This is a genomic window from Paraburkholderia nodosa DSM 21604, assembly GCF_000519185.1.
GTDB classification, from domain to species: domain Bacteria; phylum Pseudomonadota; class Gammaproteobacteria; order Burkholderiales; family Burkholderiaceae; genus Paraburkholderia; species Paraburkholderia nodosa.
In genome coordinates, this window is the sequence record NZ_KI912594.1 from 1 (window position 1) to 25,262 (window position 25,262).

The 25,262-nt window shown below is 57.3% G+C and carries 21 protein-coding genes, 7 pseudogenes and 1 other annotated feature; of the genes and pseudogenes, 14 read left to right on the plus strand and 14 right to left on the minus strand.

What is annotated here, in order from left to right; translation table 11 throughout:
* Positions 1–241: IS4 family transposase (locus A3CW_RS0144185; RefSeq protein ID WP_028209119.1), on the plus strand; the 241-nt coding region annotated here is incomplete at its 5' end.
* On the opposite strand, the gene A3CW_RS52110 is transcribed toward A3CW_RS0144185, so the two are convergent.
* From A3CW_RS52110 to A3CW_RS0144195, 3 genes are all read right to left on the minus strand, one after another.
* On the minus strand, positions 212–508 hold the full coding sequence (locus A3CW_RS52110) for a hypothetical protein (RefSeq protein ID WP_211254145.1): 297 nt from the start codon (positions 506–508) through the stop codon (positions 212–214). The two genes, A3CW_RS0144185 and A3CW_RS52110, sit on opposite strands and share 30 nt — an antisense overlap.
* 148 nt (positions 509–656) lie before the next feature.
* Positions 657–1,415 (minus strand): IclR family transcriptional regulator, encoded by a 759-nt coding sequence (locus A3CW_RS0144190; RefSeq protein ID WP_028209118.1) that lies wholly within the window; start codon positions 1,413–1,415, stop codon positions 657–659.
* A gap of 60 nt (positions 1,416–1,475) precedes the next feature.
* A complete protein-coding gene (locus tag A3CW_RS0144195; protein ID WP_028209117.1) occupies positions 1,476–2,666 on the minus strand; it encodes a M24 family metallopeptidase in 1,191 nt (396 codons plus the stop codon).
* 196 nt (positions 2,667–2,862) lie between these two features.
* Here A3CW_RS0144195 and A3CW_RS0144200 point away from each other — a divergent pair, with 196 nt between their 5' ends.
* From A3CW_RS0144200 to A3CW_RS0144215, 4 genes are all read left to right on the plus strand, one after another.
* Positions 2,863–3,630 carry a substrate-binding periplasmic protein gene (locus A3CW_RS0144200; protein WP_028209116.1) on the plus strand — a complete coding sequence of 256 codons (768 nt, stop codon included), beginning with the start codon at positions 2,863–2,865 and terminating at the stop codon, positions 3,628–3,630.
* Positions 3,631–3,643: 13 nt separating this feature from the next.
* Positions 3,644–4,294, plus strand: a complete 651-nt coding sequence (locus A3CW_RS0144205; protein WP_028209166.1) for an amino acid ABC transporter permease — start codon at positions 3,644–3,646, stop codon at positions 4,292–4,294.
* A gap of 86 nt (positions 4,295–4,380) precedes the next feature.
* Positions 4,381–5,103 (plus strand): amino acid ABC transporter ATP-binding protein, encoded by a 723-nt coding sequence (locus A3CW_RS0144210; protein WP_028209114.1) that lies wholly within the window; start codon positions 4,381–4,383, stop codon positions 5,101–5,103.
* Positions 5,104–5,115: 12 nt separating this feature from the next.
* Positions 5,116–6,291 carry a trans-sulfuration enzyme family protein gene (locus A3CW_RS0144215; protein ID WP_051482105.1) on the plus strand — a complete coding sequence of 392 codons (1,176 nt, stop codon included), beginning with the start codon at positions 5,116–5,118 and terminating at the stop codon, positions 6,289–6,291.
* Between the two features lie 43 nt (positions 6,292–6,334).
* Here A3CW_RS0144215 and A3CW_RS0144220 read toward each other — a convergent pair whose 3' ends face one another.
* On the minus strand, positions 6,335–7,561 hold the full coding sequence (locus tag A3CW_RS0144220) for an ISL3 family transposase (protein WP_028209167.1): 1,227 nt from the start codon (positions 7,559–7,561) through the stop codon (positions 6,335–6,337).
* A 484-nt stretch (positions 7,562–8,045) separates the two neighbouring features.
* Here A3CW_RS0144220 and A3CW_RS52115 point away from each other — a divergent pair, with 484 nt between their 5' ends.
* The gene (locus A3CW_RS52115; protein ID WP_245623906.1) at positions 8,046–9,212 is read left to right on the plus strand and encodes a porin; all 1,167 of its coding nucleotides are present in this window, start codon (positions 8,046–8,048) and stop codon (positions 9,210–9,212) included.
* A gap of 222 nt (positions 9,213–9,434) precedes the next feature.
* Here A3CW_RS52115 and A3CW_RS52120 read toward each other — a convergent pair.
* The 5 genes and pseudogenes from A3CW_RS52120 to A3CW_RS0144250 all read right to left on the minus strand — a co-directional run.
* Positions 9,435–9,677, minus strand: a pseudogene (locus A3CW_RS52120) (biotin/lipoyl-containing protein); the annotation flags it as partial.
* A 125-nt stretch (positions 9,678–9,802) separates the two neighbouring features.
* Positions 9,803–10,123: pseudogene (locus A3CW_RS0144235) on the minus strand (thiamine pyrophosphate-dependent enzyme); the annotation flags it as partial.
* A 285-nt stretch (positions 10,124–10,408) separates the two neighbouring features.
* A pseudogene (locus A3CW_RS49920) lies at positions 10,409–11,053 on the minus strand (IS110 family RNA-guided transposase); the annotation flags it as partial.
* 7 nt (positions 11,054–11,060) lie between these two features.
* Positions 11,061–11,913, minus strand: a pseudogene (locus A3CW_RS52125) (IS701 family transposase); the annotation flags it as partial.
* 12 nt (positions 11,914–11,925) lie between these two features.
* On the minus strand, positions 11,926–12,810 hold the full coding sequence (locus A3CW_RS0144250; protein ID WP_028209171.1) for an EamA family transporter: 885 nt from the start codon (positions 12,808–12,810) through the stop codon (positions 11,926–11,928).
* A gap of 342 nt (positions 12,811–13,152) precedes the next feature.
* Here A3CW_RS0144250 and A3CW_RS0144260 point away from each other — a divergent pair, with 342 nt between their 5' ends.
* The 3 genes from A3CW_RS0144260 to A3CW_RS54690 are packed head-to-tail and all read left to right on the plus strand — an operon-like array spanning position 13,153 to position 15,163.
* Complete coding sequence (locus A3CW_RS0144260) at positions 13,153–14,343, plus strand: M24 family metallopeptidase (protein ID WP_028209172.1); 1,191 nt, start codon at positions 13,153–13,155, stop codon at positions 14,341–14,343.
* On the plus strand, positions 14,343–14,969 hold the full coding sequence (locus A3CW_RS49925) for an IclR family transcriptional regulator (RefSeq protein WP_051482120.1): 627 nt from the start codon (positions 14,343–14,345) through the stop codon (positions 14,967–14,969). The genes A3CW_RS0144260 and A3CW_RS49925 overlap by 1 nt, the downstream gene beginning before the upstream one ends.
* The gene (locus A3CW_RS54690; protein ID WP_051482121.1) at positions 14,963–15,163 is read left to right on the plus strand and encodes an IclR family transcriptional regulator domain-containing protein; all 201 of its coding nucleotides are present in this window, start codon (positions 14,963–14,965) and stop codon (positions 15,161–15,163) included. Before A3CW_RS49925 ends, A3CW_RS54690 begins: the two co-directional genes overlap by 7 nt.
* Before the next feature lie 60 nt (positions 15,164–15,223).
* Here A3CW_RS54690 and A3CW_RS53015 read toward each other — a convergent pair whose 3' ends face one another.
* Both A3CW_RS53015 and A3CW_RS0144275 read right to left on the minus strand, forming a co-directional pair.
* Positions 15,224–15,469, minus strand: coding sequence for a hypothetical protein (locus tag A3CW_RS53015; RefSeq protein WP_154678241.1), 246 nt, complete (start codon positions 15,467–15,469; stop codon positions 15,224–15,226).
* A 439-nt stretch (positions 15,470–15,908) separates the two neighbouring features.
* A pseudogene (locus A3CW_RS0144275) lies at positions 15,909–16,181 on the minus strand (transposase domain-containing protein); the annotation flags it as partial.
* Positions 16,182–16,434: 253 nt separating this feature from the next.
* Between A3CW_RS0144275 and A3CW_RS49930 the strand changes: the two are divergent.
* Positions 16,435–17,562, plus strand: a complete 1,128-nt coding sequence (locus A3CW_RS49930; protein ID WP_245623907.1) for an IS630 family transposase — start codon at positions 16,435–16,437, stop codon at positions 17,560–17,562.
* Between the two features lie 846 nt (positions 17,563–18,408).
* On the opposite strand, the gene A3CW_RS49935 is transcribed toward A3CW_RS49930, so the two are convergent.
* Together A3CW_RS49935 and A3CW_RS53025 are read right to left on the minus strand one after the other, a co-directional pair.
* Positions 18,409–19,326, minus strand: a complete 918-nt coding sequence (locus A3CW_RS49935) for a DMT family transporter (RefSeq protein ID WP_051482122.1) — start codon at positions 19,324–19,326, stop codon at positions 18,409–18,411.
* Positions 19,327–19,944: 618 nt separating this feature from the next.
* A pseudogene (locus A3CW_RS53025) lies at positions 19,945–20,082 on the minus strand (IS3 family transposase); the annotation flags it as partial.
* Between the two features lie 6 nt (positions 20,083–20,088).
* Here A3CW_RS53025 and A3CW_RS49945 point away from each other — a divergent pair.
* Positions 20,089–20,583 (plus strand): annotated as a pseudogene (locus A3CW_RS49945) (IS3 family transposase); the annotation flags it as partial.
* Positions 20,154–20,270: a sequence feature (AL1L pseudoknot), on the plus strand. It overlaps the preceding pseudogene by 117 nt.
* Before the next feature lie 171 nt (positions 20,584–20,754).
* On the opposite strand, the gene A3CW_RS49950 reads toward A3CW_RS49945, so the two are convergent.
* Positions 20,755–21,675: a LysR substrate-binding domain-containing protein gene (locus A3CW_RS49950; RefSeq protein ID WP_063750918.1), complete on the minus strand. Its 921-nt coding sequence runs from the start codon at positions 21,673–21,675 to the stop codon at positions 20,755–20,757.
* 141 nt (positions 21,676–21,816) lie between these two features.
* Here A3CW_RS49950 and A3CW_RS49955 point away from each other — a divergent pair, with 141 nt between their 5' ends.
* From A3CW_RS49955 to A3CW_RS0144325, 3 genes are read left to right on the plus strand one after another with little or no spacing between them, the layout of a single operon-like run.
* Positions 21,817–23,004 carry a threonine synthase gene (locus A3CW_RS49955; RefSeq protein WP_051482124.1) on the plus strand — a complete coding sequence of 396 codons (1,188 nt, stop codon included), beginning with the start codon at positions 21,817–21,819 and terminating at the stop codon, positions 23,002–23,004.
* A complete protein-coding gene (locus A3CW_RS0144320) occupies positions 23,001–24,212 on the plus strand; it encodes an ABC transporter ATP-binding protein (RefSeq protein ID WP_154678243.1) in 1,212 nt (403 codons plus the stop codon). Before A3CW_RS49955 ends, A3CW_RS0144320 begins: the two co-directional genes overlap by 4 nt.
* Positions 24,213–24,219: 7 nt before the next feature.
* Positions 24,220–25,083, plus strand: coding sequence for an ABC transporter permease (locus A3CW_RS0144325; protein ID WP_211254149.1), 864 nt, complete (start codon positions 24,220–24,222; stop codon positions 25,081–25,083).
* The last annotated feature ends 179 nt before the right edge of the window (positions 25,084–25,262 follow it).

Here is a 25,262-nt window from a genome sequence, read left to right on the forward strand (position 1 = left end):
CCTTGATGCGACGCTGTTCTTCGATCCTGACGAGATTCACGGTGCCCACCTGCTGCTGAAAATACGACGACCGTCGAAACCGCTCGGACTCAACGAAATGATCCGACTGGTGGCGCGGTGCGGTGGCTTCCTCGCTCGCAAAGGCGACGGCGAACCGGGCGCAAAGACGATATGGCAAGGTCTGGAGCGCGTCATGACGGCAGCGGAAACTCTACGCGGACTGCGCCATGAACTCGCGTAGTCCGAGATGTGTATAACGCGGTGAGTTAAGGGCGGCCGTAAAGCCTTTTTGCGCGAGTTCTTCGTTGTCCAGGCAAAGATTCGGCGCGAGTTTTTCTGCCACGCGGCGAAGGGTCAACGCTTTTTGAGAGTGATTGTCGACACCCGCGACGGCTTTTCTTGCGTCTGGCTTGAGGTCGTATGTGGTAGCAAAAAACTGCTTGAACTTGTCAACCTGTCCCCAGCGATCGGGAGTAAAAACGCAAACGAAGGGCGTACGATTTGTCATGGCAAGCTCGTAGTAGGCATCCTTGCTGATGCTTGACTGACCGAGATCAGTGACCAGGACACCCGGTCCCGATTATGTTACCTCACCAGGAAGCCAACTGCAGCGATGGCCACCAGTGTTTCGGCGGCTGGCGTGGCGCCTGTCTGTCTCAGCCAGAATGAAACCCGCAATTGCGCGTGATCCGACTCGCTGCGGCGACAACAGCCTCAATCACGTTTTGTCGTTTGAGTTCAGGGCTGAAGTGCTTCGAGTAAGCGACACTGATCGCTGTCCGCATCTGCCCGCTGACATCCCCGACGAGGGCGCCTACTGAGGAGATCCCCATAACCTGTTCGTCCTCGATCAGAGCATATCCGTCGGTCCGAATCTTATGCAAGGACGCAACAAGTTTTTCCGGGTCGGTAATCGTCTTGGCCGTGCTCTGCTCCAGCGGTTCTAGTCGCAGCAGTTCAAGGGCCTGGTCGTCAGGGAAGGACGAAAGGATGGCCTTACCAATGGCCGTATTGTGTAGTCCAATAGGAGACCCGGGTTGTACCCTGACGGTCACTGGTCCCTTGCCGTCGACACAAAGCAGATACATTGGGGTTTTGTCCTGAAGCACGCCAAGATAACCATCGATACGCATGCTATCAGCCAGCAACTGGAGTTCTCCGCGGGCCTCCAACAACAACGTGTCTCGCGCCATCAGCGCCGCCCCCATATTCAACGTCTGGTACCCGATACTGTACCGACGCGTAACAGGGTCTCGTCTCAAATAATGCTTTGCGGTCAAGGTGTTGAGGAGACGCTGAACGATGGCCGGACTTAAACCGAGCCGACGGGATATTTCTCGAGGCCCCATCGGCTCCTGCGACGCATTGAGTAGCTCCATGACGTCGAGGCCGCGCTCAAGTGATTGACTCTTCATTGGGTCTTGTCTATACGAAAGCCTGGCGGCCTATGGATGGTCGGGTTGGGCGATGGGCCCTTACTTTACCCGATCTTGGCATAGTTCCCGAGTCGAATGGGTCAAAAGCTCGTGTCCGCCATCCGTGATGATAGCCGTATCTTCCACCATCATGCCGCCCCAACCGAGTTCGTAGTAGGGGGTCTCGACGCAGAAGACCATGCCCGGTTCGAGTAGGACGTTCGAATTGGGGGCGATGGGGGGAAATTCATGGGAATGCAAACCGATGCCGTGGCCACAGTGACTCCGCTGGTAATCCGGCAGCGCACCTTGCCGAACAGTGTCGATAGCGATCTTGTAAATGTCGCTGGCCAACGCGCCTGGTCTCAAGGCCGCAATTTGCGCCTGCTCGCCGGCAAGCAGTGCCGCGTAGCGCTCGGCTTGTTGATCGCTTGGGCCCCCAACCGTCAGAGTACGGGCCATGTCTGAACAGTATCCCTGTACGGTGCAGCCAATGTCCATGCGCACGAGGTCTCCGTTCTCAAGGCGCTTGGCGCGAGCGTAGGCATCAACCCGTGAGCTGCGCTCGCCGGACGTAACGACGACGAAGCGCGGGATGCCCCCCCCTTGAACGATAGCGCCGTTAATTTCGCCTGAGATATCGAGTTCCGTGACGCCAGCTCGAATCATAGGCACGATGGATTCGAGCGCTTTGTCGGTGATGCGTGAGGCATGACGCAGCAATGCGAGTTCGCCTGGCAATTTCGTTGCGCGCGCTCGCTTTAACGAAGGCGCCCCGTTTTGGAATGCCACCTGAGGGAATTGCCGCCAAATTGTCCGTGCCAATTTTTCGTCGCGCGTGTCCAGGCCCACGCGGCCGCCGCGGATTTCGAAGCTACGTAATGCGGACACGATCGTATCGACAAAATTGTCACCCGGTTCCGGCATGTCTGCATAGCCGGCCACTCTGGCCGTTGCGCCGACGTAAAAGACGCCGTATCGCCAGATGCACGATGGGTCTTCCAATTCCTCTAAAGCAGCGGCTGCATCGCTCGCGCCAGTAATCAGGGCCACCCGATCGCGTGTTGCGATCGCGGCTTGCGCATATGGACCAGCGTCCTGAAGGATGCTCCGGTAGCCCGTCAGGTAACCGACGTGGACGGGGTCCGTAGTGATGATTGCGTCAAGTTCCGGCGCAGCCGAGAAGAGTTTTTGCCTGCACGAGAAGGCAAGGCTGAGGGAGTGTTGCTCGAGACTATCGACAAAGCTCATGGATTTCTCCGTCCTGGTGATCGTACCTATTATAGGAACGACGTTCCGATAAAGTAAACCATGTATCAGAGCTCGTTAACCCCCATAACGTTGCCCATGCCCGAGGTCGATAATAACGGAACAGTGAACCGATATTAGGAACATACGGACAGCAGGATGTGGGTCTGTCACTTACCTTTCTTGGAGGAGATCGACGATGTTCAAAAAGAGGCTTGGTACTGCGATGTTCGTGTGCGTCGCGGCTGCGGTGTTCGGGCATTCGGCTGCCGTGCTGGCGGACGGCAACGTGACGACCGCTAAGTTGGCTGTCGGAGCTGCGCCCGATGCGCCACCTTTCTCGTATATCCAAGGGGGCAAATTTCTTGGAATTAGCAACGACATCTTGCAGAGGGTAGGGAAGCTAGAAAACCTTGATATGCGTTATCAGCAGATGGCATTCGACGGTTTGATTCCGGCACTCCAGGTTGGACAACTCGATATCGCCGTAAGCGGTATCTTCATTACGAAGGAACGTCAGGCAATTGTGGACTTTTCGACGCCTTATTTCGTCGAAGGTGCTCTCGTCGTAGTTCCGGTGAACAGTGCAATCAAGAGCCTTGCTGAACTCAAGGGCAAAACGATTGCTTGCGAACAGGGCTCTGCCGCACTGAAAGTAGCGCGTGAGCACGCGGCTGAATGGGGCGTCACGCTGCGCATCCTCCAGGATCCGGCAAGTATGCAACTTGCGATGAGATCGGGTGACGTGGCCGCGATGATCTACGACTCCGCACTGGTGAACTATCAATTGCGAATCGAAGGTGCCAAGCCTACGATCAAGATCGTGAGTCCTGTGCTAGATCCGACAGGTATCGCGTTCGCCTTCCCGAAAGGCAGCAAGTGGGTCGCAATCGTCAACCGGGGCATCGCGAAATTGAAAGCCAGCGGCGAATTGGATGCCATTGCGAAGACTTACAACATGAATTGAGGTGCAGCTACTCATGAAAGATTTGAATTGGCTTTGGGATTACCTTCCTTCTCTTTGGGAGGGGTTGAAACTAACGGTGATCCTGACAGCGACATCGATGATTTTCGGCGGCGTACTAGGTTTGCCTCTCGCGTTTATGAAAATGTCCAAGTTCCGCTTAGCGGCTTCGCTTGCCGGAGCATATGGAACCGTCATCCGCGGCATGCCGCTACTCGTCCAAATTTTGCTAGTTTACTTTGGTCTACCCGTGTTGACGGGTGTTCGGACACCCGCAACAATTGCCGGCGGAATTGCCATGGCGCTATACACGGCGGCGTTTCTGGCCGAAGTCTTTCGCTCAGGGATTCAGGCAGTCGATCGAGGGCAAATGGAGGCTGGACGTGCAATCGGGTTTGGTCATTGGCAAACCATGAGACTGGTGATTATTCCGCAAGCATTTCGAACCATGATTCCGAATTTGGCGAATCAGCTTAGCATCACGCTCAAGAATACGTCGCTTTTGTCTGTTATAGGTGTAACGGAACTCACGCTCGCTGGGCAGAACATTTACATGCAGAATTTTGACATGATCCGTGTCCTCTCGATAGTGGGCGGCATGTATCTTGTCATATACCTCATAGCCGAACGCATGACCGGCTATCTCGAACGAAGGGTTTCTCGATGAATGCGCCAATTCGTCTTCTTTCTGAGCTCGGAGGTCAATCCGAGCCAGGTGCTAGCGCGCACCAGGTTGCAGCCGAAAGTGTCTCCATGATTTCTGCGAGCGGTGTCGAAAAAGCGTTTGGATCAGTTCAAGTGCTCAATGGCGTTAGCATGTCGGTCGCCGAGGGCGAGGTGGTTTCCTTAATCGGTGCATCTGGATCTGGAAAATCAACGTTCCTCCGCTGTCTGAATTTACTCGAGACGCCGGACGCTGGAACCATACATATCGACGGCGAAGATGTGCTAAGCAGGCGGTACGACGTAAACAAATTGCGTCGAAAGATCGGCATGGTGTTTCAGAACTTCAACCTGTTTAGCAATATGACGGCACTCGAGAACGTGACTCTCGGACCGACGAGGTTGCTGGGGATGTCAAAGCTGCAGGCGAGGGAAGAAGCTGAGGAGCTATTGGCTAAGGTGGGCCTGATTGAGAAGGCCGGTGTAGAGCCGCAAAAACTGTCCGGCGGGCAGAAGCAGCGCGTCGCGATCGCCCGCGCGCTGGCCATGAAGCCGCGTGCACTTCTCTTCGACGAACCGACGTCGGCGCTTGACCCTGAGATGGTACGTGAGGTGCTGGACGTCATCAGGAATCTCGCCCGCGATGGGATGACGATGGTTGTTGTTACCCATGAAATGGGGTTTGCTCGTGAGGCAAGCAAGCGCGTCGCATTTATGCACGGCGGGAAAATCCTGGAAATTGGGCCGCCGGCCCAGGTGCTTGGCAATCCGCGTGAAGAACGAACGCGCGAATTTCTCTCAAAAGTGCTGTGAGGTGGCGCAAAAATGGCAGATCATGTTTTTGAACAATCGACTCTGTGCGTTCATAGGACTGGCGCGAGCACCGAGGGATTTCGGAGCTTTTCTACGCCGGTGTATCGGGCGTCCACGATCGTATTCCCAAGCGCACAAAGTTATCGCGATCGTTCCCTTCAGTTCCCGGACGGATATAGCTACGGGTTGATGGGGACACCAACGACCCGTTCACTCGAGGAACAACTGACCCGACTCGCAGGGGGCGTTCGTTCCGTCCTTGTTCCGTCAGGGCAAGCCGCTATATCAGTCCTCATGTTGACTCTATTGGCGCACGGCGATCATGTCCTGATTCCCGATAGCGTCTACCCGCCGGTGAAGGATTTTGCGGAGGAGGTCCTGCAGCGCTATGGAGTCGCGTTCGACATCTACGACCCGATGAACCTGCAGTCTCTGCGCAGCTCTATCAGAGTTGGGCGGACAAAGCTGATTTGGATAGAAGCTCCGGGTTCGACAACAATGGAAGTCTGTGACATCCGTGAAATCGTAAGTATCGCGAAAGAAAATGATGCGTTGACCGGTTGCGATAACACATGGGCAACGTCGATTTTTTGCAAGCCGATTTCGCTAGGCGTGGACGTCGTGGCTGAAGCGTTGACCAAGTATGTCGGCGGACATTCCGATCTTTTGCTGGGTGCGTTGAGCTTTGCGTCGATGGATGTTTATCTGCAGGTAAGAGAACAACTCGCAAATTTGGGCATAGGTGTATCGCCTGATGACTGCTCTCTAGCGCTGCGTGGCATTGAAACCATGTCAGTGCGCCTGGCACACGTCGGGTCGACCGCCCTGGAATTCGCACTGCGCTTGAAGGACCGCCCTGAAATTGCCCGTGTTATTCACCCGGCGCTTCCGGAGTCTCCCGGACACGAGTATTGGAAGCGGGACTTTCAGGGGAGTACTGGCGTATTTTCTGTCCAACTGCAGATGCAAGACACGGCGCAAATCGACCGGGCACTGGGTCGTCTTGAATTGTTCGCAATCGGCGCGTCATGGGGAGGGACGCGAAGCCTCGTTGCACCGATGTCGCTCGATGGGCAACGTAGCTTTGGAGCGGGCAGTTGTAATTCAACGTATTTGAGATTCAGCGTCGGATTGGAAAGTCCGCTCGATCTTTGGCGTGATATCGAGCGATTGTTGTCAGCCCTTTAGTTAATTTTGTTGGCTCTTTTGAATTTGGAGTGGGTGATGCGACTCACGAGGCATGCGGGTTGAAGCCGGAGAAGTCGAGCTTGCCGGCAACGAGAAAGAGGACCGTGCGCATTGTCGTGAAGCGCGTGTAACCGCGAGCCTTTCGCTTGGCCGCTTGAAACAAGCCGTTGATGGCTTCAATGAAGCCGTTGGTCTGGCGGGTCTGAGTCCAGGCGACGATGCCGTCGAAGTGCCGACGTATCAGACGCGCAACGTCCTTCATTGGCTCGACTTTTGAGCGCATGACATTGGTGCACCACTGCCGCAACATCTCGGAGACAACATGGATTTGCTTGCGTTCGAGAATCTCGCGCAGTTGCTCGCGATACAGCCATGCGCGGGCGGTGCGCCTGGTGGCGTACTGCCTGACAAGCGCCTCGAGGTCGGTCAATTGCGCAAGATTCAGTTTGTTGGCGTCCTTGAGCAGCGTCCAGCGCATCCCTTTGAGTTCCGGGTCGGCTTTCTGTTGTTGGCGGCGCACCATATCAAGCGCCTTGGACGCATGGGCGACGACGTGAAACTTGTCGAATGTCACTCGCGCATTGGGCAGATGTTCGCTCACGCCCTTAATGAACGCGGGCGACATGTCGATGCTTGCGGAGGTGACTTGCTCGGGCGTGCCGTTGTGCTGGCTAAGGTACGCCGCAAAGCGCTCAATCGTCTTCGCGTCGCGGCCGGGCGTGACGAACACGACGCGGCGCGCCTGCATATCGGCGACCAGCGTCAGATACTCGTGGCCGCGCCGGTACGAGGTCTCGTCAATAGCTACCGTGCTCACGTCCGACAGGTTCGCCGACGCGAGCGCGAGTTCCACATAGCGCGAACAGATGGCATGCACCCGGTGCCACGACAGATTGACGATGCGCGCCACAGCGGCAAACGGCATCTGCTGCGCCAGCATCAGCACCAGCGCTTCGAACAGCAATGTGAAGCCGTCGAGTTGGCCAACCCAATTCGGCTGCGCGAGCCGTACCGAGCCGTCTGGCAAGCGCACGCGCGGCACCCGCACTTCCAGATAGCACTCATGCTGGAAGAAATTCAGGTGGCGCAACCGCTTGATTTGCGTGTCATGCACTGGGTGCTCACCGGCAACCCCGGGGTAAGCGAAGCGGCTGCCAGCGACAAAGTCCACGGCAATCGTGAGTTGTCGTTTGGCCGTATCAAAGTCGACACCTTGCACGTACCACGGTGCCTTGATTCCCAAGGCGGCTTCAAAGAGTTGATTCGTCACTCGCATCGTCCCGCATGTCTGATTGCAGCATTCTGCCGCAACCAGCCATGCGCCAGCTTGTCGATTCAAAGCGCCTCAAGGGTTCCCTGCGCCGGGCTCACGCCCGCCCTTGACCCGCCAAACCGCCCACTCGAATTTCAAAAGAGGCATTTTGTTCTATCGAGGAGGGGTACTTTTGATATCCTCGGTGATGATGGTTGGCAAGGTGCCGTTGGAAATCGTCAGTTATTTTGTGTTGATGGTTTTGCTGGTGGTGTAAAAGGTGCTAAAGGTTGGGTTGACTGCCTGCTTGTGTGGTCGGCAAAGTTATTAATGTGCTGCCCATTTACTCTATAGTAACTAATTTTGTGCCGTCGCTAACTTTGGCTTGGTGGCGAGACTTAATTTTACGAGTAGTTTATTTCTTGTCGATTAAGTTAGTATAACTAATATCAAGAGGCGAATTGATTTTTAGATTGGCGATATCGGAGGCGGAGGAGATATGATGAATAGGATTTTTGCTGCAGCTGTACTTGGGTTGTCTGTAACAGTATGTCATGCTCAATCCAGCGTAACCCTTTACGGGGTCGTGGACGACGCTTTCATGTTCAATTCCAACGATGGCGGAAAACATCAATACGCCTTGATGGACGGCGCGATGAATTCCAATCGTTGGGGATTAAAAGGAAATGAGGACCTAGGGGGCGGATGGGCGGCGCTGTTCGCCGTGGAGGGTGGTTTCTCCTTAAATTCGGGGGCGATGGGGAACAGTAACACGTTGTTCGGTCGACAATCGTTTGTCGGCCTTTCCGGCCCCTACGGCAAGGTGACGTTAGGACGTCAATACTCCGCTGGCGATTCTTACACCGGTGAACTGTCGGCGGGTGGGACCTGGGCGTTCAACGGTTCGGGCGCCGGGGCGCACCCGGCAGATGTCGATAATCTGGACGACTTCAGGTGGATAAACAATGCGATCATCTATGCCACTCCCGAGTACAGGGGGCTGAGCGGGAAAGTAATGTATAGTCCTGGCGGTGTTCCCGGTTCGACAAAACAGAACAGCATCATCGGATTAGGTGCAGGATACAATAATGAAAACCTACGCGTCGGCATCGGCTATCTTATAGTTAATAATCCGAATTATTCTTTTTACGGTAACAATGCTGGATCCAGTACGACCGGATCGAATTTCTGGAGTCCGGTTGATTCGGGATTCGCCTCAGCGGGGTCCGAGCGGATATTTTCTGTCGGTGCATCTTATAGTATCGGCCCCGCAACACTCGGCGCTGTCTACAGCAATACCCAGTTTAGAGATTTGGGGAGAACGCCGGTGGAAGGACTGACAGACACGGAAAATGCATATCGTGGCACGCAAACATTTAATATCGGCGAACTCAACGCAACATATCAGTTTTCGCCTGCGACGCTGATCGGGGTATCGTATTCTTATACGCATTCATCGGGCGTCACATCCGCCACTTATCATCAGGTAAACATCGGATTCGACTACAGCATTTCGAAGCGTACCGACTTTTATGGGGGTGTGGTGTATCAGCGTGCAGCGGGAACCGATTCGCGCGGCCTGCCTGCTGTAGCTAACATTGCAGCGGTTGATCCATCGTCTGGTCAAAACCAGACCGTCGCTCTAGTCGGAATAAGCCACAAGTTTTAAGTGGCTCGAGGCGGCCGTCACGAAAGTTGTGGGGGCCGCCTCCTGTCGGTTACTGAATGTCGATAGGTTCTTGTTCTGTGGATCGAAGTGACTGCCGGCATATTTGACAGGCGACTAGGGGTGGAAGGACGGCCTGCCGGTTCAGGCAGTTCATTTATAATGTGTGGACAGTCATGGGGCCCGGAGTTCGCCCGGGAGGCCGCCTCACTGGTCACCGGGCACCGCGCCGTGCGGCTCCATGAGCAGGATGACCGAGCCTTCCGACACGGCATCTCCGACCCTGAGCTTTATTTCACGAACGACGCCGCCAAAAGGACTCGGCACATCCATGGTGGCCTTGTCCGACTCCAGCGTAACCAGCGATTGCTCTTCCCGTACTACATCACCCGTCGCAACCAGCACCTCGATGACGGGGACGCCCTTGTAGTCGCCGATGTCAGGCACCTTAATCTCTGTTACATGCACTTCTGTAATCTCTCAATCGCGTTTCAAAGCGAGAGCAACGATCGATTCGTAGTGTGTCTCATGAATGCCTCAAGGCCGGAACAGGCAGCAGGCACCGCGGTGCCGGAAATTCTGGCCATGTTCAACTAGCGGTCGACATCGCACGAATTCATCAGCATGTCCGTCAGTCCCGCGCCCGCTCGAACCATAGGCCAGACGTTCTCGGACGGATCGACGGCAAAGTCCATGAATACGGTACGGTGCTTCATGGAAAGAGCTTCGCGAAGGATCGGCTCGACATCGCACGGTCGCTCGATGCGAAAGCCGACGTGCCCGTAAGCGCGGGCGAGCGCATCAAAGTCAGGCAACGCGTCCATGTACGAGTGGGACTAACGGTCGCGATAATTCACGTGCTGCAGCTGCCTTACCATGCCGAGGTAGCCGCTGTTAGATACTGATATGACTTTTGCTGTCAAGTACCACAAGGTTTTGTTGTGAGCGTCTTTTCGCTTTTCGGTGAATCCGCTGAGGGCGGCGCAGCCTGTAACGTCGACGGTGGATCCGGCTGATATCCGTGGGTTGGTTACCACATTACAGGGTGCCGTCTTGTGAACCTGCCGCGCTCTATGTCCGAGAGTCTGGCCGTGAGGCCGTCTCGTAGTATCTTCGCGGATTGTTCACGGACCGTGCTGCGCCGTCCTCAGCAGACAGTTCCTCCTCAGTTGGATTTTGAATTCGCATTGGTGCGGCTATCAGTGCGCCTGTGTTTTCCACTCGGGCGGATTTGAGGTCATTCGCGCGATATCCCAGACGAATGCGGCCAGCTCGCGTGCAATCGCGATTACGGCGACGTTGGAATGCTTGCCACGTGCGACCAGCCTGCGATACCGCTTGCACAGCCGCAACTGTGCATCCCACGCGCGATCGATGATGGCCTTGGGCAGTCCTTCATGGCGTCGCTGGATGACGGCGCTTACCTTGGCCGGGTGACGGTATGACCATGCCGCTTCAACCAGCAGGTGACGCGCATGGCCGTTGCCGGCCTTCGTGATGCTGCCCAGCCTGCGTCTCTGGCCCGAGGAATGTTCGGATGGCGTCAGACCAAGCCATGCAGTGAGCTGCCGCGGGTGATCGAAGCGTGACAGATCACCGAGCTCGGCAAGCAAGCCGATGGCGCTGGTGAACTGAATGCCACGTAGCGCCTGGAGCGCTTTGACCACCGGATAGAAACGCCATTGTGGCGCCATCTCGCGCAAGGCCGTCTCGAGTCGTTCGCACTGCGCGAGGCGGTCTTCAATGGTCCGGCGATACTCCTCGAACGCAAGCTGCTGCCAGTGCGAATCGAACGAGTAACTGCTGATCCAGCGCCGGTGTGCCGGCCCCCAGTCGGCGCGCCCGGAAATCTTACTGTGTCATAAGATAAACCTTTGATTTCGTCGGTGGCAGTATGGACACATTGCGAGTCTTGCAATCAACAGGAAGCTGAGTTGATGACGAATCGTGGTGATCGAATCAGCCACGTGGCGCTGTGCGCGCAGGGCTCCCCAGTGGGATGTAATCCGCAGGAAGCGAAGGCGCCTGGCGGGAAGCGAAGTTTTTTGGCGCTGACGGAAGCGCCGGCAGTAAGTCGTTCAGAGACGAGGAACCCGTACGCCGCGATACTTAGCGTGGCATGGTGGTGGAAGCCTCGCCATCCTCGGCCTTCGTAATGCCCGAGCCCCAGCTCCTGCTTCAAATCCTGGTAGTCGCGTTCGATACGCCAGCGCATGTGTGCCTGGGCGACGAGTTCTTCCAGTGCAACGTCAGCCGGAAGGGTCGACAGGAAGTACTTCAATGGGTCAGCGTCTCCAGGTGGCCACTCGATGAGCAGCCACTGCTCGGGCCGCAGACGCGCCTTGCCGCTATTGCCGCCGGCATGACGCACACGCACGGCTGCAAAACGTCCACTGAGCGTTGCGTTCGAACCTTCGCGCCAACTGATCGTCTGGAAGGCGGCAGAAGGCAGCGAATGCGCCAGGTCCTTGACGTTCGCCGGTTGTCGACTGCGCGTGCGCCGCGGCACCGCCGGCGGCCAGACCACGACCGCCGAGGTGATACCGACCACGTAGGGCAAGCCCAGATCGCTCAGACGCTGGCGAAACGCGTTATCCACCCCGTAGCCGGCATCCGCTAACACGCAATACCTGGGCGCGCCAGAGGCCAGCAGCGTTTTCATCTGTTGCAGAGCAATCTCAGTCTTGGTCGCGAACTTTACCTCGGCGGTTCCACTTCAAGTTTGAGGTCGTCTAACAGTCACGGCGACGCTCGCGCTGAGGACGAGCGCAGTGCCCGCGAGTTGCAGTGCTGTCATCGCCTGATCAAGCACCACGAAGCCCGCTAGTGTACCGATCGCCGGTTCTAGGCTCATCAGAATGCCAAACGAAGCGGCGGGCATGTGCCTTAGAGCCACCATTTCCAATGCATAGGGCAGTAGCGGTACAAGTAGCGAGAGCCCAGCCGTCGTGGCCAACTGCAGGGGAGGGACATGCAAACGATTCTCAGCGATCCCAAACGGCGTGACCGCCAAGGCAGCCACTATGAGCGATACTGACAGGCCTTCGAGTCCGTTGAAGAGCGTGCCGGCTTTCTTCACCAATACGATGTAGCTTCCCCAACCGGCCCCGGCGCCTGCGGCGAGCAGCATGGCTATGGGGTCGCCGATCCACCCTGCGGAGTCATGGGCAAGCAACAGCACGCCGGCAGCCGCGGGAAGCGACCAGACCAAGGTCCGCAGTCGCCGCGCGCTGGCCGTGGCGACCGTCAGCGGGCCCAGGAAGGCGATCGTAACTGTCAGGCCAATCGGTATTCGCTCGATTGCCGAGAACAAGCACAACGTCATCCCGGCCATTGCAATGCCCAGTGCGCCAGCTGCGACCCAGTGTCTCCAGGAGTAACGATGCAGCTTTGGACGCACGACGAGCGCTAGGATGACGGCCGCCCATGCAAGCCTGAGCCAGATCGTGCTGAACGTACCGAACGCATCCATCGTCGGCACGGACAGTGCGACACCAAACTGCACACAAAGCATGGACAGTAAGCCGAACAGGGCTGCGACGTTGGCAAGCCGATCCGGTGAGGCCGACGCAGGTCTGTCCGAAGAACGAGTGGTTAGCATATGAGACAAAGGCGAAGCGACGTGCGTCGCTGGGTTTGCACGCGTGGAATCTCGCGATGGATCTTCCTGAAGCTCACGGAAATTGAACGACGGAGACGATAGTACCTGGCAAAATGGTCGTGAGAATTGATCACCGTCAATGAGCGGGATTAGGGAAAGGCGAAAATAAAGATGTTCGTTGTGGCGTCGCCCTTCATTGGCTCTCAGTGGAGGCAAAGTTTGATGCTGGCGCTGGTATGGCATGACTTCAGTATCAGCCTCATTGGGCTAATGCTCCTCGGGGATTGTGTCTCCGAAGTTTATTCCCTCATGCTTGCATCAAGCCCTTAACTGGAGGAATCGATGAGCTACACCGACCTGGCGCTTCTTGAGCAACAAACCGCCGACCTGGCCGCTGCCTGCAGGGTGAAATTCTTCTCGACCGCGCCAGAGCTTGACGTGATCATCACCATGGACCCCGTTCACGTGGGCTACCTGACAGGCTATCGAAGCATCCTCCAGGATGCCGGACCGTATGCGCAGGCAGCGATCGCCACACGCGATCGAGTGGTCCTGATTACGGGCGCGAGCGACGCAGCTGCCGCTCTCGAGCAATTGGATGACGCCTCCTGCATCTGGCGATATGGCACCTTCTATGTGGGCGCAACGGCGGGAGTCGCGAGCTATGCGGACATGCCCGCGCAAGGCGCAAATTACGTCGATACGGTGGTGTCCGCCTTGCGAAGCTTTGATCTCCGTGGGGTACGAGCCGGCCTCGATACGCGGGACGAAAGGCTGACGCGGGCAATCTGGCAGCAGTTCCCACAGGCAGCCTTCCAGAACGGGGCACCGTCGCTGAAGCGCGCGCGCGCGACGAAGTTGCCAGCCGAGCTCGCCCTTCTTCGCCACGCGTCACACATTACTGATAGGGCACTCGAATCCGTCGTGCCGATGGTCCGCGCTGGCGTCACCGAGCTCGATATTGCACACGAAATCACCGGTACTATCGTTCGAGGGGGAGGCATCCCGCGCTTCGTCGTGGTGACTTCAGGCGAGCGCAGTTCCCGCGTTGACGCCTATGCTCGCAACAAACGCCTCGAAGCCGGGGATCTCGTGCGCATGGACATCGGTTGTACAGTAAATGGGTATTGCTCAGACATGGCGCGCACGCTGACTGTCGGCGCGCCGTCTCACGAACAGGCTCAGCGCTACGCGGCGTTGCTGGCGGGCGAACAGGCACAAATTGCTACATTGCGACCCGGAGCGTTGGTTAGCGACATTTTCAACATCGCTATTGATGCCGTTCGCAAAGGCGCTTTGCCGGAATATCAGCGGAATCACTGCGGACACGGTATCGGCTTGCAATCCCATGAATTTCCGTCGATCGCTCCCGGCTCCGACGTGCTGCTTGAGTCCGGCATGGTGTTCTGCGTAGAGACTCCGTACTACGAGCTCGGTTGGGGCGGCATGATGGTTGAAGATACAGCTATCATTACGGACGACGGGCACGAACTGCTGACCTGTTCATCGCGGGAGCTCTATCAGGTAAAGTAATGGATCAGCAGACTCACACCGGCTGTTTGCAGGCCATCAACCTTCGTATAGACAAGATCTCAATGAAGATCCAGTCACTTGAACGAGGCCTCGACGTAATGGAGTTGCTCAATGCGTCGCAGGAACCCTTGGGTACCCGTGAGATATCGCGTCAGCTCGGGCTAAGTCCGGCGATCGTTCAACGTCTGCTCAACACGCTGACGGAAAAGCACTATTTGCGGCGCGACCCTGTGACCAGGCAGTACAGTACTGGGTATCAAACCCTGAATATGGGCGCAGGGCTGATGGCTCGGGACACGCTGCTGCTCGAGGCCCGCAAAGAACTCCAGCACTTGGCGGACAGCATGCGCATCGACGGCTATCTGGGAGTACTCCAGGACAAGACCCCGATGTACTTGCTTTGTATCGACGGAAAGAGACCGGTCACCGTCAGGGTGCTTCCCGGGTCGCCAATTGGTTTGCACAACACAGCCATCGGTAAGGCTATCCTTTCGTCTTTTCCTGACGAGAAGGCGCTGGAACTGCTCCGAACGGAACCGCTGGAGCAGAGCACGGCCAAGACAATTACTGACCCGGGCAACTCGTCGCGTCTTTGCACAGGATCCGGACTGACGGATATGTGTTGATTGAGGACGAACAGGTCGAGGGCATCTCGTCAGTTGGCGCTCCCGTCGGAGACGTCAGCGGACAGGTGCGGGCAGCGATCAGCGTCGCATACTCAATGCATTTCAGCCCCGACCTCGATCTGAAAGATGTGATCAGCGCGATACTGGGTGCAGCGAGTCGGATTACGCGCAACTGCGGGTTCCGTTCTGGATGACGGCTGGGACAGAAGCATGAGTGGGTCGAAAATTAATTTAATGTCTTAATGTCGAACTCGTCAGTTCAACATTTTGGCGCAAATGGCTTCTACATTCTTGAATGTGAGCTTGTACTCCGAAAACAAATTCTTTTGGAAGGGCTTAAAGTCAAGAGATGGAATCAACCATACACGCTGCAAGGCGGCGATCCGATGCACCTTTGGATTCGTGCTTTGCACGCCGCCGCTGGTAGAGCTTGCCTGCGCGTTAGCGCCGCCGCCTCGACACTGGATTTGTGCGGAAGTGGCATGCTGCGATCGAAGCATGACGTCTTGCCAAAGGCGTGTACGTACTCGGTCTGCAGAATGGCGTGGGGCCAGACGGGGAGTTGGAATGGGCGTGGATCAGGGGTTGCGAGACTCCCAGAATCAAAATGGAATGGACATATCTTCCGGGCTTGAGAACTGCCGATGAGCACGCCCGATTTCTTCCGCAGCCGCCTGCAGCGATGATCGATTTGCGTCACCCGCTGGCCGTACTGGCTAGTCGGATGGCATGGGGTGGATCGAAGCGACGTTGATGCCAATGTTCGAGCGGCGTGTTCGTGAAGAGCGGGTGCGCGCATAGGTTGGTCTGTTCGGCGTGACGCCGACGCTCGCTGTGCAGGATGTCAGCGCTGCAGGGCGTCCTCGCCGTAAGCGGCTCAGTTGGGCCGTTCGCCCTTTCGCGAGCGCGTAAAGCATGATGGTGTACTGGAGCGGCCGGTCAGGTAGCGGCATCTGGCGGACTGCCTGGCGTGTGTAGCTTGTCGGCGACATGCCAAGGCAGGAGCTCGTCGATGCGATTGATTTTGTGACCGGCGATATGGGTCAGCACATAGTCGAGGTAGGCACGCGGATCGATGTCATTGAGTATGCAAGTGCCAATCCGTGCGTACATCGCGGCTGCCCGTTCGCCGCCGCTGTCTGAGCCGGCGAATAAAAAAATTTTCCGACCCAGGCTTACACAACGCGGCACGTTCTCCGCGATGTTGTTATCTGGCATGCTCTTCGTGCGCGCCTCCCGGCGCGCACGCACCATATAAGTGGCGTATCGTGCGGGTTCCGGGATAGGGGCGTCGGGAGCATGTCTTTCGGGCAGGCCGGCATTAGGGCTACGCTGATCAAGCCGTGTAAACACACCGGGTTGCGACCAAGGCATGTGAAAACTTTTGAGATCGCGAATAACGAGGGTGTAAAAAGTTTTGTGTAAACGGTCATTTGGCGGGAGACTGCCATCAATAGGAGCATAGATGACCGTAGCGAAACGCAATAAAAGAGAGAAGCCCGATCCTGAACTCGTCAAGCTGGCAGACAGCCTACTAACGAACTACCAGAAGCCAGAGGACCTGATCGGCGAGAATGGCCTGCTCAAGCAACTGACCAAGATGCTGGTGGAGCGGGCGCTCGAGACGGAGATGTCCGAGCATCTGGGCCATGGCAAGAGCGAAGCGGTGACCAATGCCACGGGCAACACCCGCAACGGCCATAGCGCCAAGACGCTGCAAGGGGAGTTTGGCGAGTTGCCGCTCAATATCCNCGGCAGACATCCGGGCCGCGCGCCGCGACCTGACCTGGCGGGCCTTGAAGCGAGGGTGCTCGACTACACGCTGCGACGTAAGCCGGCAGACGGCTCGACGCACTGGAGCAGCCGCAAACTGGCGGCACAGTTGGGCATGGCCTTCATGACCGTGCAACGTATCTGGCGCAAGCACGATATTCGGCCACATCGTCTCGATACCCACATGGTGTCCAACGATCCCGACTTTGAGGCGAAGGCCGCCGATGTGATCGGGCTGTACCTCAATCCGCCGTTGCATGCGGTGGTGTTCTGCGTGGACGAGAAGACAGCCATCCAGGCGCTGGATCGCAAAGACCGGATGTTGCCGCTCTCGCCCGGGCGCGCCGAGAGTCACGGCTTCGAATACAAACGTAACGGCACGCTGAGCCTGTTCGCCGCATTGAATGTCGCCACCGGTGAGGTGCTGGGCAAAACCGCGCCACGCCATACGAGCTCCCAGTTTGTTGCGTTCCTTACCGAGGTGGTTTCGGCACAGCCGCGCGGAAAGGAGATTCATGTGATCTGCGACAACGTGAGCAGCCACAAAACCGACGCCGTTCAAACATTTCTGGCTGACCATCCGAAGGTCTCGATACATTACACTCCCACGTATTCGTCATGGCTGAATCAGGTCGAGAACTGGTTTGCCCGCATCCAGCGCGACGTCATTGCGCGTGGCGTATTCACCAGCACCAAAGATCTCAACAAAAAGCTCGTGCGTTACATCCGTCAATACAACAAACAGGCACTTCCATTGAAATGGAAGTACGCCGAACCATCGCGGCGAATCCGGTGCAATTCATCCGGTTCAATGGACTAGTGTGACGCCGGGGGCTACATGATGGGCAGCGCGAGCGGCCAGCCGGGCACACTATTGGCAGCCAAATCCGGCGACCGACTGCAGGCCGTGGTCGCCCTGATTGAGCACAAGAAGCTCAGATGGACGTTACCGGCCGACACGCGCGTTGTTGTCGGCTGCGAAGGCGGTCCCGACGCATTCTGGATCTACCGTGCACCGCGGGCTCGCGGAGTCGAATGTGTTGTCATCGATCCCGCGAGCACCCCTATTGAGCGTCACAGGTGACGCGCGAAGGCCCCGGCTCGACGCGATACACCCGTCGTCAACCTGCGAGCCTAGATTCGAGGCAACGTCATCGTATGCACGTTGTCACGACGAGTGCGTGAGAAGAATGGCCGGGAAACGAGAGGTAGAAGATAGGGCGCGGTTTGAGCGAGAGATTGAACCAAGCGAATTGCGGGCGGCCGGGCGACTATGCAAGAGTTTCGGGTTCCTGCTGCAGTGGTTGTGGATGGACGGCGGTAATTCCAAGGCAGCCTATCGCTTCTCGGGCAACGGGCGCGTCCGCGAGAAGGATATTTTGAGCGGGGCATTTTCAGGCAACCGCGCGGCGCATTAGAGTAACGGATGGGCTGGCCTCGTGCTGCATGATATGAGCTCATTCCTGTACGAGAGAAAATACCCCGAGCTCATCGGGTAACCTCGTTCTTCAGTTTCGCGTTCGAGCGCCGTCGTCGGAATCCCGCGCCATCCATAATTCTCGCGAACCTTTTCTACTCTCAGGGTAGAGATCAACATCAACAATGACCCAACGCGATCGCGGCGAAGTTACCAATTGATGAGTCACGTATCCGGACGCAAGATCCTTCAAGCGGTCGCGCCACCTGCATGGATGCGCTTGCTAGACCAACACAGGTAGAGACCGCTTCCGACAATTACGACGGATCCGAGCACCGCCTGCAGAGAAATAGCCTTTCCCCAAATCAGGCACTCGAAAGCGATTGCCCATACGACGCCAAAATAGCGGAAGCTAGCGAGCTGTGACGCAGCATTGTTTGAAAGCGCGATGGTAAGCATGAGTTGTGCTGCGCCAGCGGTCAGTCCAAGAACCGCCATGTACCCGAAATCCCTTGCGTTGGGCGTAACCCAACCAACTACAAGTGACATTCCGCTAAGAATCGTAGCAATTATTGTGAAAAATAAAACAATTTCCGCCGGATCTTCGGATCTGGAAAGTTTTTTGAGTTGAGTAATCGAGCCAGCCGAAAACATGGCGCTAAGCAAGACCAAAGTCGTTCCAAGGAATGATGCACGATTTCCGGTCAATGACGAGGAAACAAGCGCCACTCCTAAGAACCCAACGATCGAAGTGATCGCCATAGAAAGATTGAATCGTTCGGACAGGAAGACAACGGAAAATAGACCAATGAATATTACGTCTGTGTACTGTAGCGCCATCGCAGTTGACAGGGGAAGACTGGCCAAGCCAGAAAAAAACAATACTCTTGACCCGAGTACCATGATGGCCCGGAGAAAATGCCCCGTAAAGCGGTGCATCGTCAACTTCTTTCCGAAATTACCGCGAAACCTGAATGCGTATGCAGCAGGCAGCAGTCCGAATAGCATTCGAAAAAACGTTATTTCGTTAGCTGGATATCGCGCCGAGATAAGTTGCGCGATGGCATCGGCCACGGCAAAAAGAAAGACCGCGCAAAACATGATCGCAAATCCGACCGACGTCTGCTTGTTAGGCGGACGAAAAAGCTGGCTCACGCGCATTAACATGTCGTCAATCCTGAAAAATTTCTCAATGGCGTGGAAATGCGTGAAGCATCACGTAACGCATCTTGACGAGTATGATCACGACTTCTGTTCGGAAATATGTCCGTCTCTGCTCCATATGTCGTTAACGGCTACACTGCGTCGATATCAGCTCTGCACACTCGGCATAAGGAGATGCATGTAATATGAGATAGCGCGAACCGATCGCGCCGCACTGAACAGCAAGCTTCTGATACCGTTCTGGCGCGCCGTCCGCTTGCATTGGATATCACTTGCCCGACAGTCGAGCCAGACGAGGGAGAAGCCAAATCTATGCCACCCGCGAAGGGTTCGCTGGAACGCGAGTTCAGTAAGGTCACAAGGCTATGTTCAAATTTCGGTGGACAGCGTCAAGCAGCACGGCCGGCGCCAAGACAATTGTCGCCGCCCATTTCGGGGACCAGAGCTTAAGTGCTCTTTGCTTGGCCATGCCGACGCCTAAAGCCGACAAGTACTCCGATTTCTGTCGGTATGGCGACAAAGCCGACACCCTTGTCGTGCTCGAATTCACGCTTGACTTCCTATGCGGGGTGTGCGGGACGGTGGGGGAAGTAGGATCTCCCTAGCGGATTGGCCCGTCGGTTGCCTGATCAATGCCGCGCGAATCCGACGATAACCGTAGCAACGGTGATTGAGTTCGAAGATGTCCGCGATGACGCGACGCGCGTCAGCATGCCTGTCAGCAACCAACAGCCGTGCACGGTGATAGAAGTAAGATCGCTTACCATTAAGGAACTCGAGCGTGAGGGTGGGGGGCAGCGGCAGGTGGATGAGATGCTGCGTAAGGCGTCGGCGTTTTTTGCGCAGGAGGAGCTCGACCGCCGACCGAAATGATGGTCACGTTTATTGACGATCACCGGCCGCGCTACGGGGTCGAGCCGATCTGCAAGGTGCTGCCGATCGCCCCGTCGACTTACTACACGCACGCGGCAAGGCGCGCCGATCCGGGCCGTCTGCTGCCGCCGCGGGCCCAGCGAGATGCGGAACTATGCGGACAGATCCGGCGCGTGTGGGAAGAGAACTTCAGCGTGTACGGCACGCGCAAGGTGTGGCGGCAACTGCGGCGCGTAGGTATCCACGTGGCGAAATGCACGGTCGAACGGTTGATGAAGAAACTCGGTCTGCAGGGCGTGAGGCGCGGCAAGTCGATCAGGGGCGACGATCAGCGATCGGTCGATGCCATACCCGCTGGATCGCGTTCATCGGCAGTTCAAGGCTGAACGCTCTCAGTGCCAACGCCTGCGTTCTCTTGCGACGCAACGTCAATGCCTTGAGTTGTTCGCGCACCGACTCACTCGACATGAGTCCTTGCGTTGCCTTGAGACAATCAGCGCTCGCCTGAAAGTGACCGCTTAGTGTGGTCGACCGGCCGTGCTGCTTGATGCTGTCCACTCACAATAGCTCACTTGCATATGGCAATGCCTGAATGCTTCGAATGGCTTCTTCTCGCATGCATGCCACGAACGCCTCAGCAATTCGGGTACGGGGATGCGCGGCGGGCCACAAAAGCCGGCTTTCGAACCGCACGTGTGGTTCGAAACGCCGCATGACGATAGGTAGATGCGCCACCTCTGCTGCGACTACGGGATTGACAATGGCTACTCCGAGTCCCTTTGCTACCAATGCGCAGAGCGTTTCTGCGTATTGAGTCTCGATCTGGAGGACGGGGTGCACGCGTGCATCAGCAAAGATCTGGTCGATCGCGTGGCGCGTGCTATCCTCCAACGCCAACGAGAGGAACGGCTTTCCCTCCAGATCTGTCGCCCTTATCGCGCGCTTTAACCGGGTGAGCTTATGTCCGAGCGGCGTTGCCAGGACGCCAGCGGGCGCAAGAAATTGTTCTTCCTCGACGCCGAGAAAACCGCTCTTGGGACCCGCGATCCCGATGTCGCAGCGGCCACCAGCCGCCCACTCGTACACGGTCGCTGAAGGCCGTACCTGAAGCGATATCGTTACCTCGGGAAAGGATTGTCGGAAGCGCTGCAGTGCGGCGGGGACCACCCCGTTTGCAAAGACGTGCATGCAGGCTATCCGTAGCCGGCCCGTTCCAAAGTTCCTAATGTCCTGGGCGATGCGGCGCAACTGGTCGACCCCAACAAACCTCCGCTCGACTTCGCGAAGAAATGTCGCCCCTTCGGGAGTGAGGCGCGCCGGCCCATGACCACGCTCGAATAGCGCAAAGCCGATGTCAGCCTCCAGGCGCGCGATCGATCGGGTCAGGGCAGGCTGGGTTATCCCCAATGCTTCCGCCCCACGCGTGAAGCCGCCATACACGGCCGCGGCCCGAAAAGCCTCAATCTGTCTTGCTTCCATCAACATTACCTCAAGGCATGGAACTCAATTTTGTCGGCATTAGACAGAATAGCATGCGAAGTGAGTCAATGTAGTCCTCAGCGCATCTGCTGGATTGAGAATGCGAGAAATTCAAATGCGGAACCCGGAGGAGACGTGTTGATGTCCAATCTGTATCGCCAAAACCCCGCGCTTGCGGGTTTCCGGTCCTTGGCCGGCGGTGCCTTGCTGCCGGTCGGTGACTATCCCGCTGGCTGTCCCGAGGGACGTGCCGAGGGACGTCCGACCAGCGTGGCGGCCGTCTATCACGAACATATGCGCGTCGGCGGCCCGCTGCCGGCTGGGTGCGACATGCTGCGTTGGGGTCGCGACCTTCCTTATTTGGAATGGCCGTCCTTGGGCGAGGGTGGTACGCCGCTCATCGAACTCGATGCAGCTGGCGTCAGCAAACTGTGGATCAAGGCGGAGTGGATGAATCCGACCGGCAGCCACAAGGATCGTATGAGTCCGCTGGCGGTAGCACGCGCTTTGGAGGTCGGCGCTCAAGGCATCATCTGCGCCAGCTCTGGCAACGCGGGCATCTCAATGGCGTGCTATGCGGCCAAAGCGGGCCTTGCATCGCGGGTGGTCGTGACCGCAAGCCTGCCGAAACCAGTTCGTCAAGCACTGGCGACCTATGGAGCGGATGTCGTTGTCGCCGAGAACAGCCTGGATCGCTGGCGAGTGATGGAAGAGGCCGTGACGAATGAAGAGTGGTTTCCGCTCACCAACTATTTGTTGCCGCCGGTCGGAAGTTGCGCATGGGGCGTCGAGGCCTACAAGACCGTCGCGTTCGAGCTGGCCGCCGAATGCAAGGATGGACTCGAGGCGGTGATCGTGCCCACAGCACGGGGCGACATCATCTGGGGTATCGCGGCAGGATTCGTAACCTTGGCTCAACGTGGCCAATGGAACCATCCGTTGCCTAAGCTTATCGCTGTCGAACCTTTCCCGCGCATCTCGAAAGTGATTCAGCACGAGGCCGTCATTACCGACCATTTCCCGGGCTCGACCCGCCAGGCGTCGACTGCAGGCACGACCGCCACTGACCAATCCTTGCGCGCCGTGGTTGACACGGCGGGCACTGCGATCGCGATATCCGACGAGATGGCCGCGGTGGCGCAGCGCGATATGGCAAAGCAGTTCGGCATTTACTTGGAGCTTTGTGCCGCGGCGCCCTACGCGGCGATTCCTCACCTGTTGACGCAAGGGCACCTCGTTCGGACGGATCGTGTCGTGCTGATCGGCACGAGTGCCGGCTATCGCGATCCGGTTGCTGTAGACGCCACTACTTTGCGGGTACCAGCATGAATACCAAGCAACTGACGGCAGCAAGAGCCGTTTCCGATCCGGCGGAGCAGGCACGCACCGGCTCCATCAAGGACCTGTCGCAACCGCCTTCCCGGGTCGCTGCGGCAATCGATGGTGCGCCCATCCGGATTGAGAATCTCGCGAAGCAGTACGGCGCGACGACAGCGGTCAGCGGCATTGATCTGGACATCCGCGCCGGAGAGTTTTTGTCTCTCTTGGGGCCGTCCGGATCTGGTAAAACGACGCTGCTGATGATGCTGGCGGGGTTCGAGCTGCCCAACGAGGGGCGCCTGACGCTTGGCACCACCGACATCACGCGGATGGCGCCCAACAAGCGAAATATTGGCATGGTGTTTCAGCGCTACGCGTTGTTCCCCCATATGACCGTTCATCAGAACATCGCGTATCCGCTCAGGATGCGCAAGGTGCCGAAGGCCGAAATCCCCGACAGAGTCGAGCGCGCGCTGTCGATGGTACAACTCAATGGTTTTGGTGACCGCATGCCGAATCAGCTGTCCGGGGGGCAGCAGCAGCGCGTTGCCGTTGCGCGCGCGTTGGTGTTCGAGCCGCCCGTGCTGCTGATGGACGAGCCGCTCAGTGCCCTTGATAAAAAAATGCGTGAGCGTATGCAAATCGAGATCAAGCAGTTGCAGCAGCGGCTGGGCGTGACGGTCGTCTATGTCACGCATGATCAGGACGAAGCGCTGACCATGTCGGACCGGATCGCAGTCATGGGCAATGGACGTATCCAGCAGGTCGGCACGGCGTTCGAGCTCTATGAGCGTCCGGCTACGCCGTTCGTTGCCGACTTCATCGGGAAGATGAACTTCATCCCATGCACGTGCGTGGCGCTCGACGACGAAAGCATCTCGGTGCGTGTGGTCGGCGACGTGCGGGTCCGCTTGCCGCGCTCACAACTCCGCGGCGACATCTCGCCGTTGGTGGGCGATACGTTGGACCTCGCGATTCGCCCCGAACGCATACGGATCGAACGGGCGCGTCAAGGCGTCGCCAGCGGCATCATGGGCATCGTCGAGGCACGAGCGTATGTTGGCGCGTTTCAGTGGTACGTGGTGCGCCTCGCGGACGGGACGGTCGTGCACGTTCAAACGCAGGTGGATGCTGGGGCCGGCTGTGGCATCGAAGAACGGCAGGCGGTCGACATCACGTTTGAGCCGACGGCTCTGCACGTATTCCGGGGGGTGTGAGATGCGGATGTCCGCGAAACCCACTACACGGGCTAGCAGTCTGGCCGCGGATAGCTATGGTCCGCTGTCGTCACTACTGCTCTTATCGCCGTTTCTCCTGCTGTTGCTTGCCGCGTTCGTGTATCCGGTGGGAAAACTACTCCTGACGAGCGTGTTTTCTCCCGGGTGGACGTTTGAACATTACCAACATGTCGCGTCGGGACCCTATGCTCGAGTGTTTGTTCGGACGTTTGTGATCGCGCTTACCGTCGCTGGAATTGCCGGTGTGCTTGGCTATCCGGTCGCCTGGCTGCTGACCCGCGTGAAAGGCAAGACCGCGTTCTTGGTGACAGCTTGCATCTTGATTCCGATGTGGACGAGCGTGCTCGTGCGCTCCTATGCATGGATCGTGCTGCTCCAACGCAACGGAATAGTGAACGACCTGCTGCTGGGCACCGGCTTGATCGACGAGCCGTTGAAGCTCATATACAACCAGGGGGCAGTGATCATGGCGATGGTGCACGTACTGCTGCCGTACATGATATTACCCGTCTACGGTGCGCTGAAGGCGATTCCAGTGGATTTGTCCAGAGCGTCGTCCAACCTGGGGGCGAGCTCGTTGCGCACGTTCATTACCGTCATGTTGCCGCTCAGTATGCCGGGCGTATATGCGGGATCGCTGATTGTTTTCGTGCTCGCGCTCGGCTTCTATGTAACTCCCGCACTGGTGGGGGGGCCTAGTACGCTCCTCGTCGCGACGCTGATCGGTCAACAAGTCACGCAGACGTTCAATTGGCCGTTTGCGGCTGCACTTTCCACTCTCCTGCTGTCGGCGACCGTCGCGGTTACGGTGGTTTTCCGACGCTTCATGTCGTTCTCGGGACGCCTGTGATATGAACACTCCTTCGATCGGTTTTTCAACGCGGCTCGTCGATGAGGCGAGGTTCCCAGTGTCGGTCGGGACGATGACCCTGATTGGGGTCGCCCTTTTGGTGCTGTTGTTTCTTATCGCCCCGATTCTGATCATCGTAATGATGTCGTTCGGCGATGCTGCGTATATCCACTNCNCNC

Excerpts from the sequence above, each read along its gene's own strand:
- A3CW_RS52110 (WP_211254145.1), bottom strand. The coding sequence starts at position 508 with ATGACAAATCGTACGCCCTTCGTTTGCGTTTTTACTCCCGATCGCTGG.
- A3CW_RS0144190 (WP_028209118.1), bottom strand. The coding sequence starts at position 1,415 with ATGAAGAGTCAATCACTTGAGCGCGGCCTCGACGTCATGGAGCTACTC.
- A3CW_RS0144195 (WP_028209117.1), bottom strand. The coding sequence starts at position 2,666 with ATGAGCTTTGTCGATAGTCTCGAGCAACACTCCCTCAGCCTTGCCTTC.
- A3CW_RS0144200 (WP_028209116.1), top strand. The coding sequence starts at position 2,863 with ATGTTCAAAAAGAGGCTTGGTACTGCGATGTTCGTGTGCGTCGCGGCT.
- A3CW_RS0144205 (WP_028209166.1), top strand. The coding sequence starts at position 3,644 with ATGAAAGATTTGAATTGGCTTTGGGATTACCTTCCTTCTCTTTGGGAG.
- A3CW_RS0144210 (WP_028209114.1), top strand. The coding sequence starts at position 4,381 with ATGATTTCTGCGAGCGGTGTCGAAAAAGCGTTTGGATCAGTTCAAGTG.
- A3CW_RS0144215 (WP_051482105.1), top strand. The coding sequence starts at position 5,116 with ATGGCAGATCATGTTTTTGAACAATCGACTCTGTGCGTTCATAGGACT.
- A3CW_RS52115 (WP_245623906.1), top strand. The coding sequence starts at position 8,046 with ATGAATAGGATTTTTGCTGCAGCTGTACTTGGGTTGTCTGTAACAGTA.
- A3CW_RS0144250 (WP_028209171.1), bottom strand. The coding sequence starts at position 12,810 with ATGCTAACCACTCGTTCTTCGGACAGACCTGCGTCGGCCTCACCGGAT.
- A3CW_RS0144260 (WP_028209172.1), top strand. The coding sequence starts at position 13,153 with ATGAGCTACACCGACCTGGCGCTTCTTGAGCAACAAACCGCCGACCTG.
- A3CW_RS49925 (WP_051482120.1), top strand. The coding sequence starts at position 14,343 with ATGGATCAGCAGACTCACACCGGCTGTTTGCAGGCCATCAACCTTCGT.
- A3CW_RS53015 (WP_154678241.1), bottom strand. The coding sequence starts at position 15,469 with ATGCTTCGATCGCAGCATGCCACTTCCGCACAAATCCAGTGTCGAGGC.
- A3CW_RS49935 (WP_051482122.1), bottom strand. The coding sequence starts at position 19,326 with ATGTTAATGCGCGTGAGCCAGCTTTTTCGTCCGCCTAACAAGCAGACG.
- A3CW_RS49950 (WP_063750918.1), bottom strand. The coding sequence starts at position 21,675 with ATGGAAGCAAGACAGATTGAGGCTTTTCGGGCCGCGGCCGTGTATGGC.
- A3CW_RS49955 (WP_051482124.1), top strand. The coding sequence starts at position 21,817 with ATGTCCAATCTGTATCGCCAAAACCCCGCGCTTGCGGGTTTCCGGTCC.
- A3CW_RS0144320 (WP_154678243.1), top strand. The coding sequence starts at position 23,001 with ATGAATACCAAGCAACTGACGGCAGCAAGAGCCGTTTCCGATCCGGCG.
- A3CW_RS0144325 (WP_211254149.1), top strand. The coding sequence starts at position 24,220 with ATGTCCGCGAAACCCACTACACGGGCTAGCAGTCTGGCCGCGGATAGC.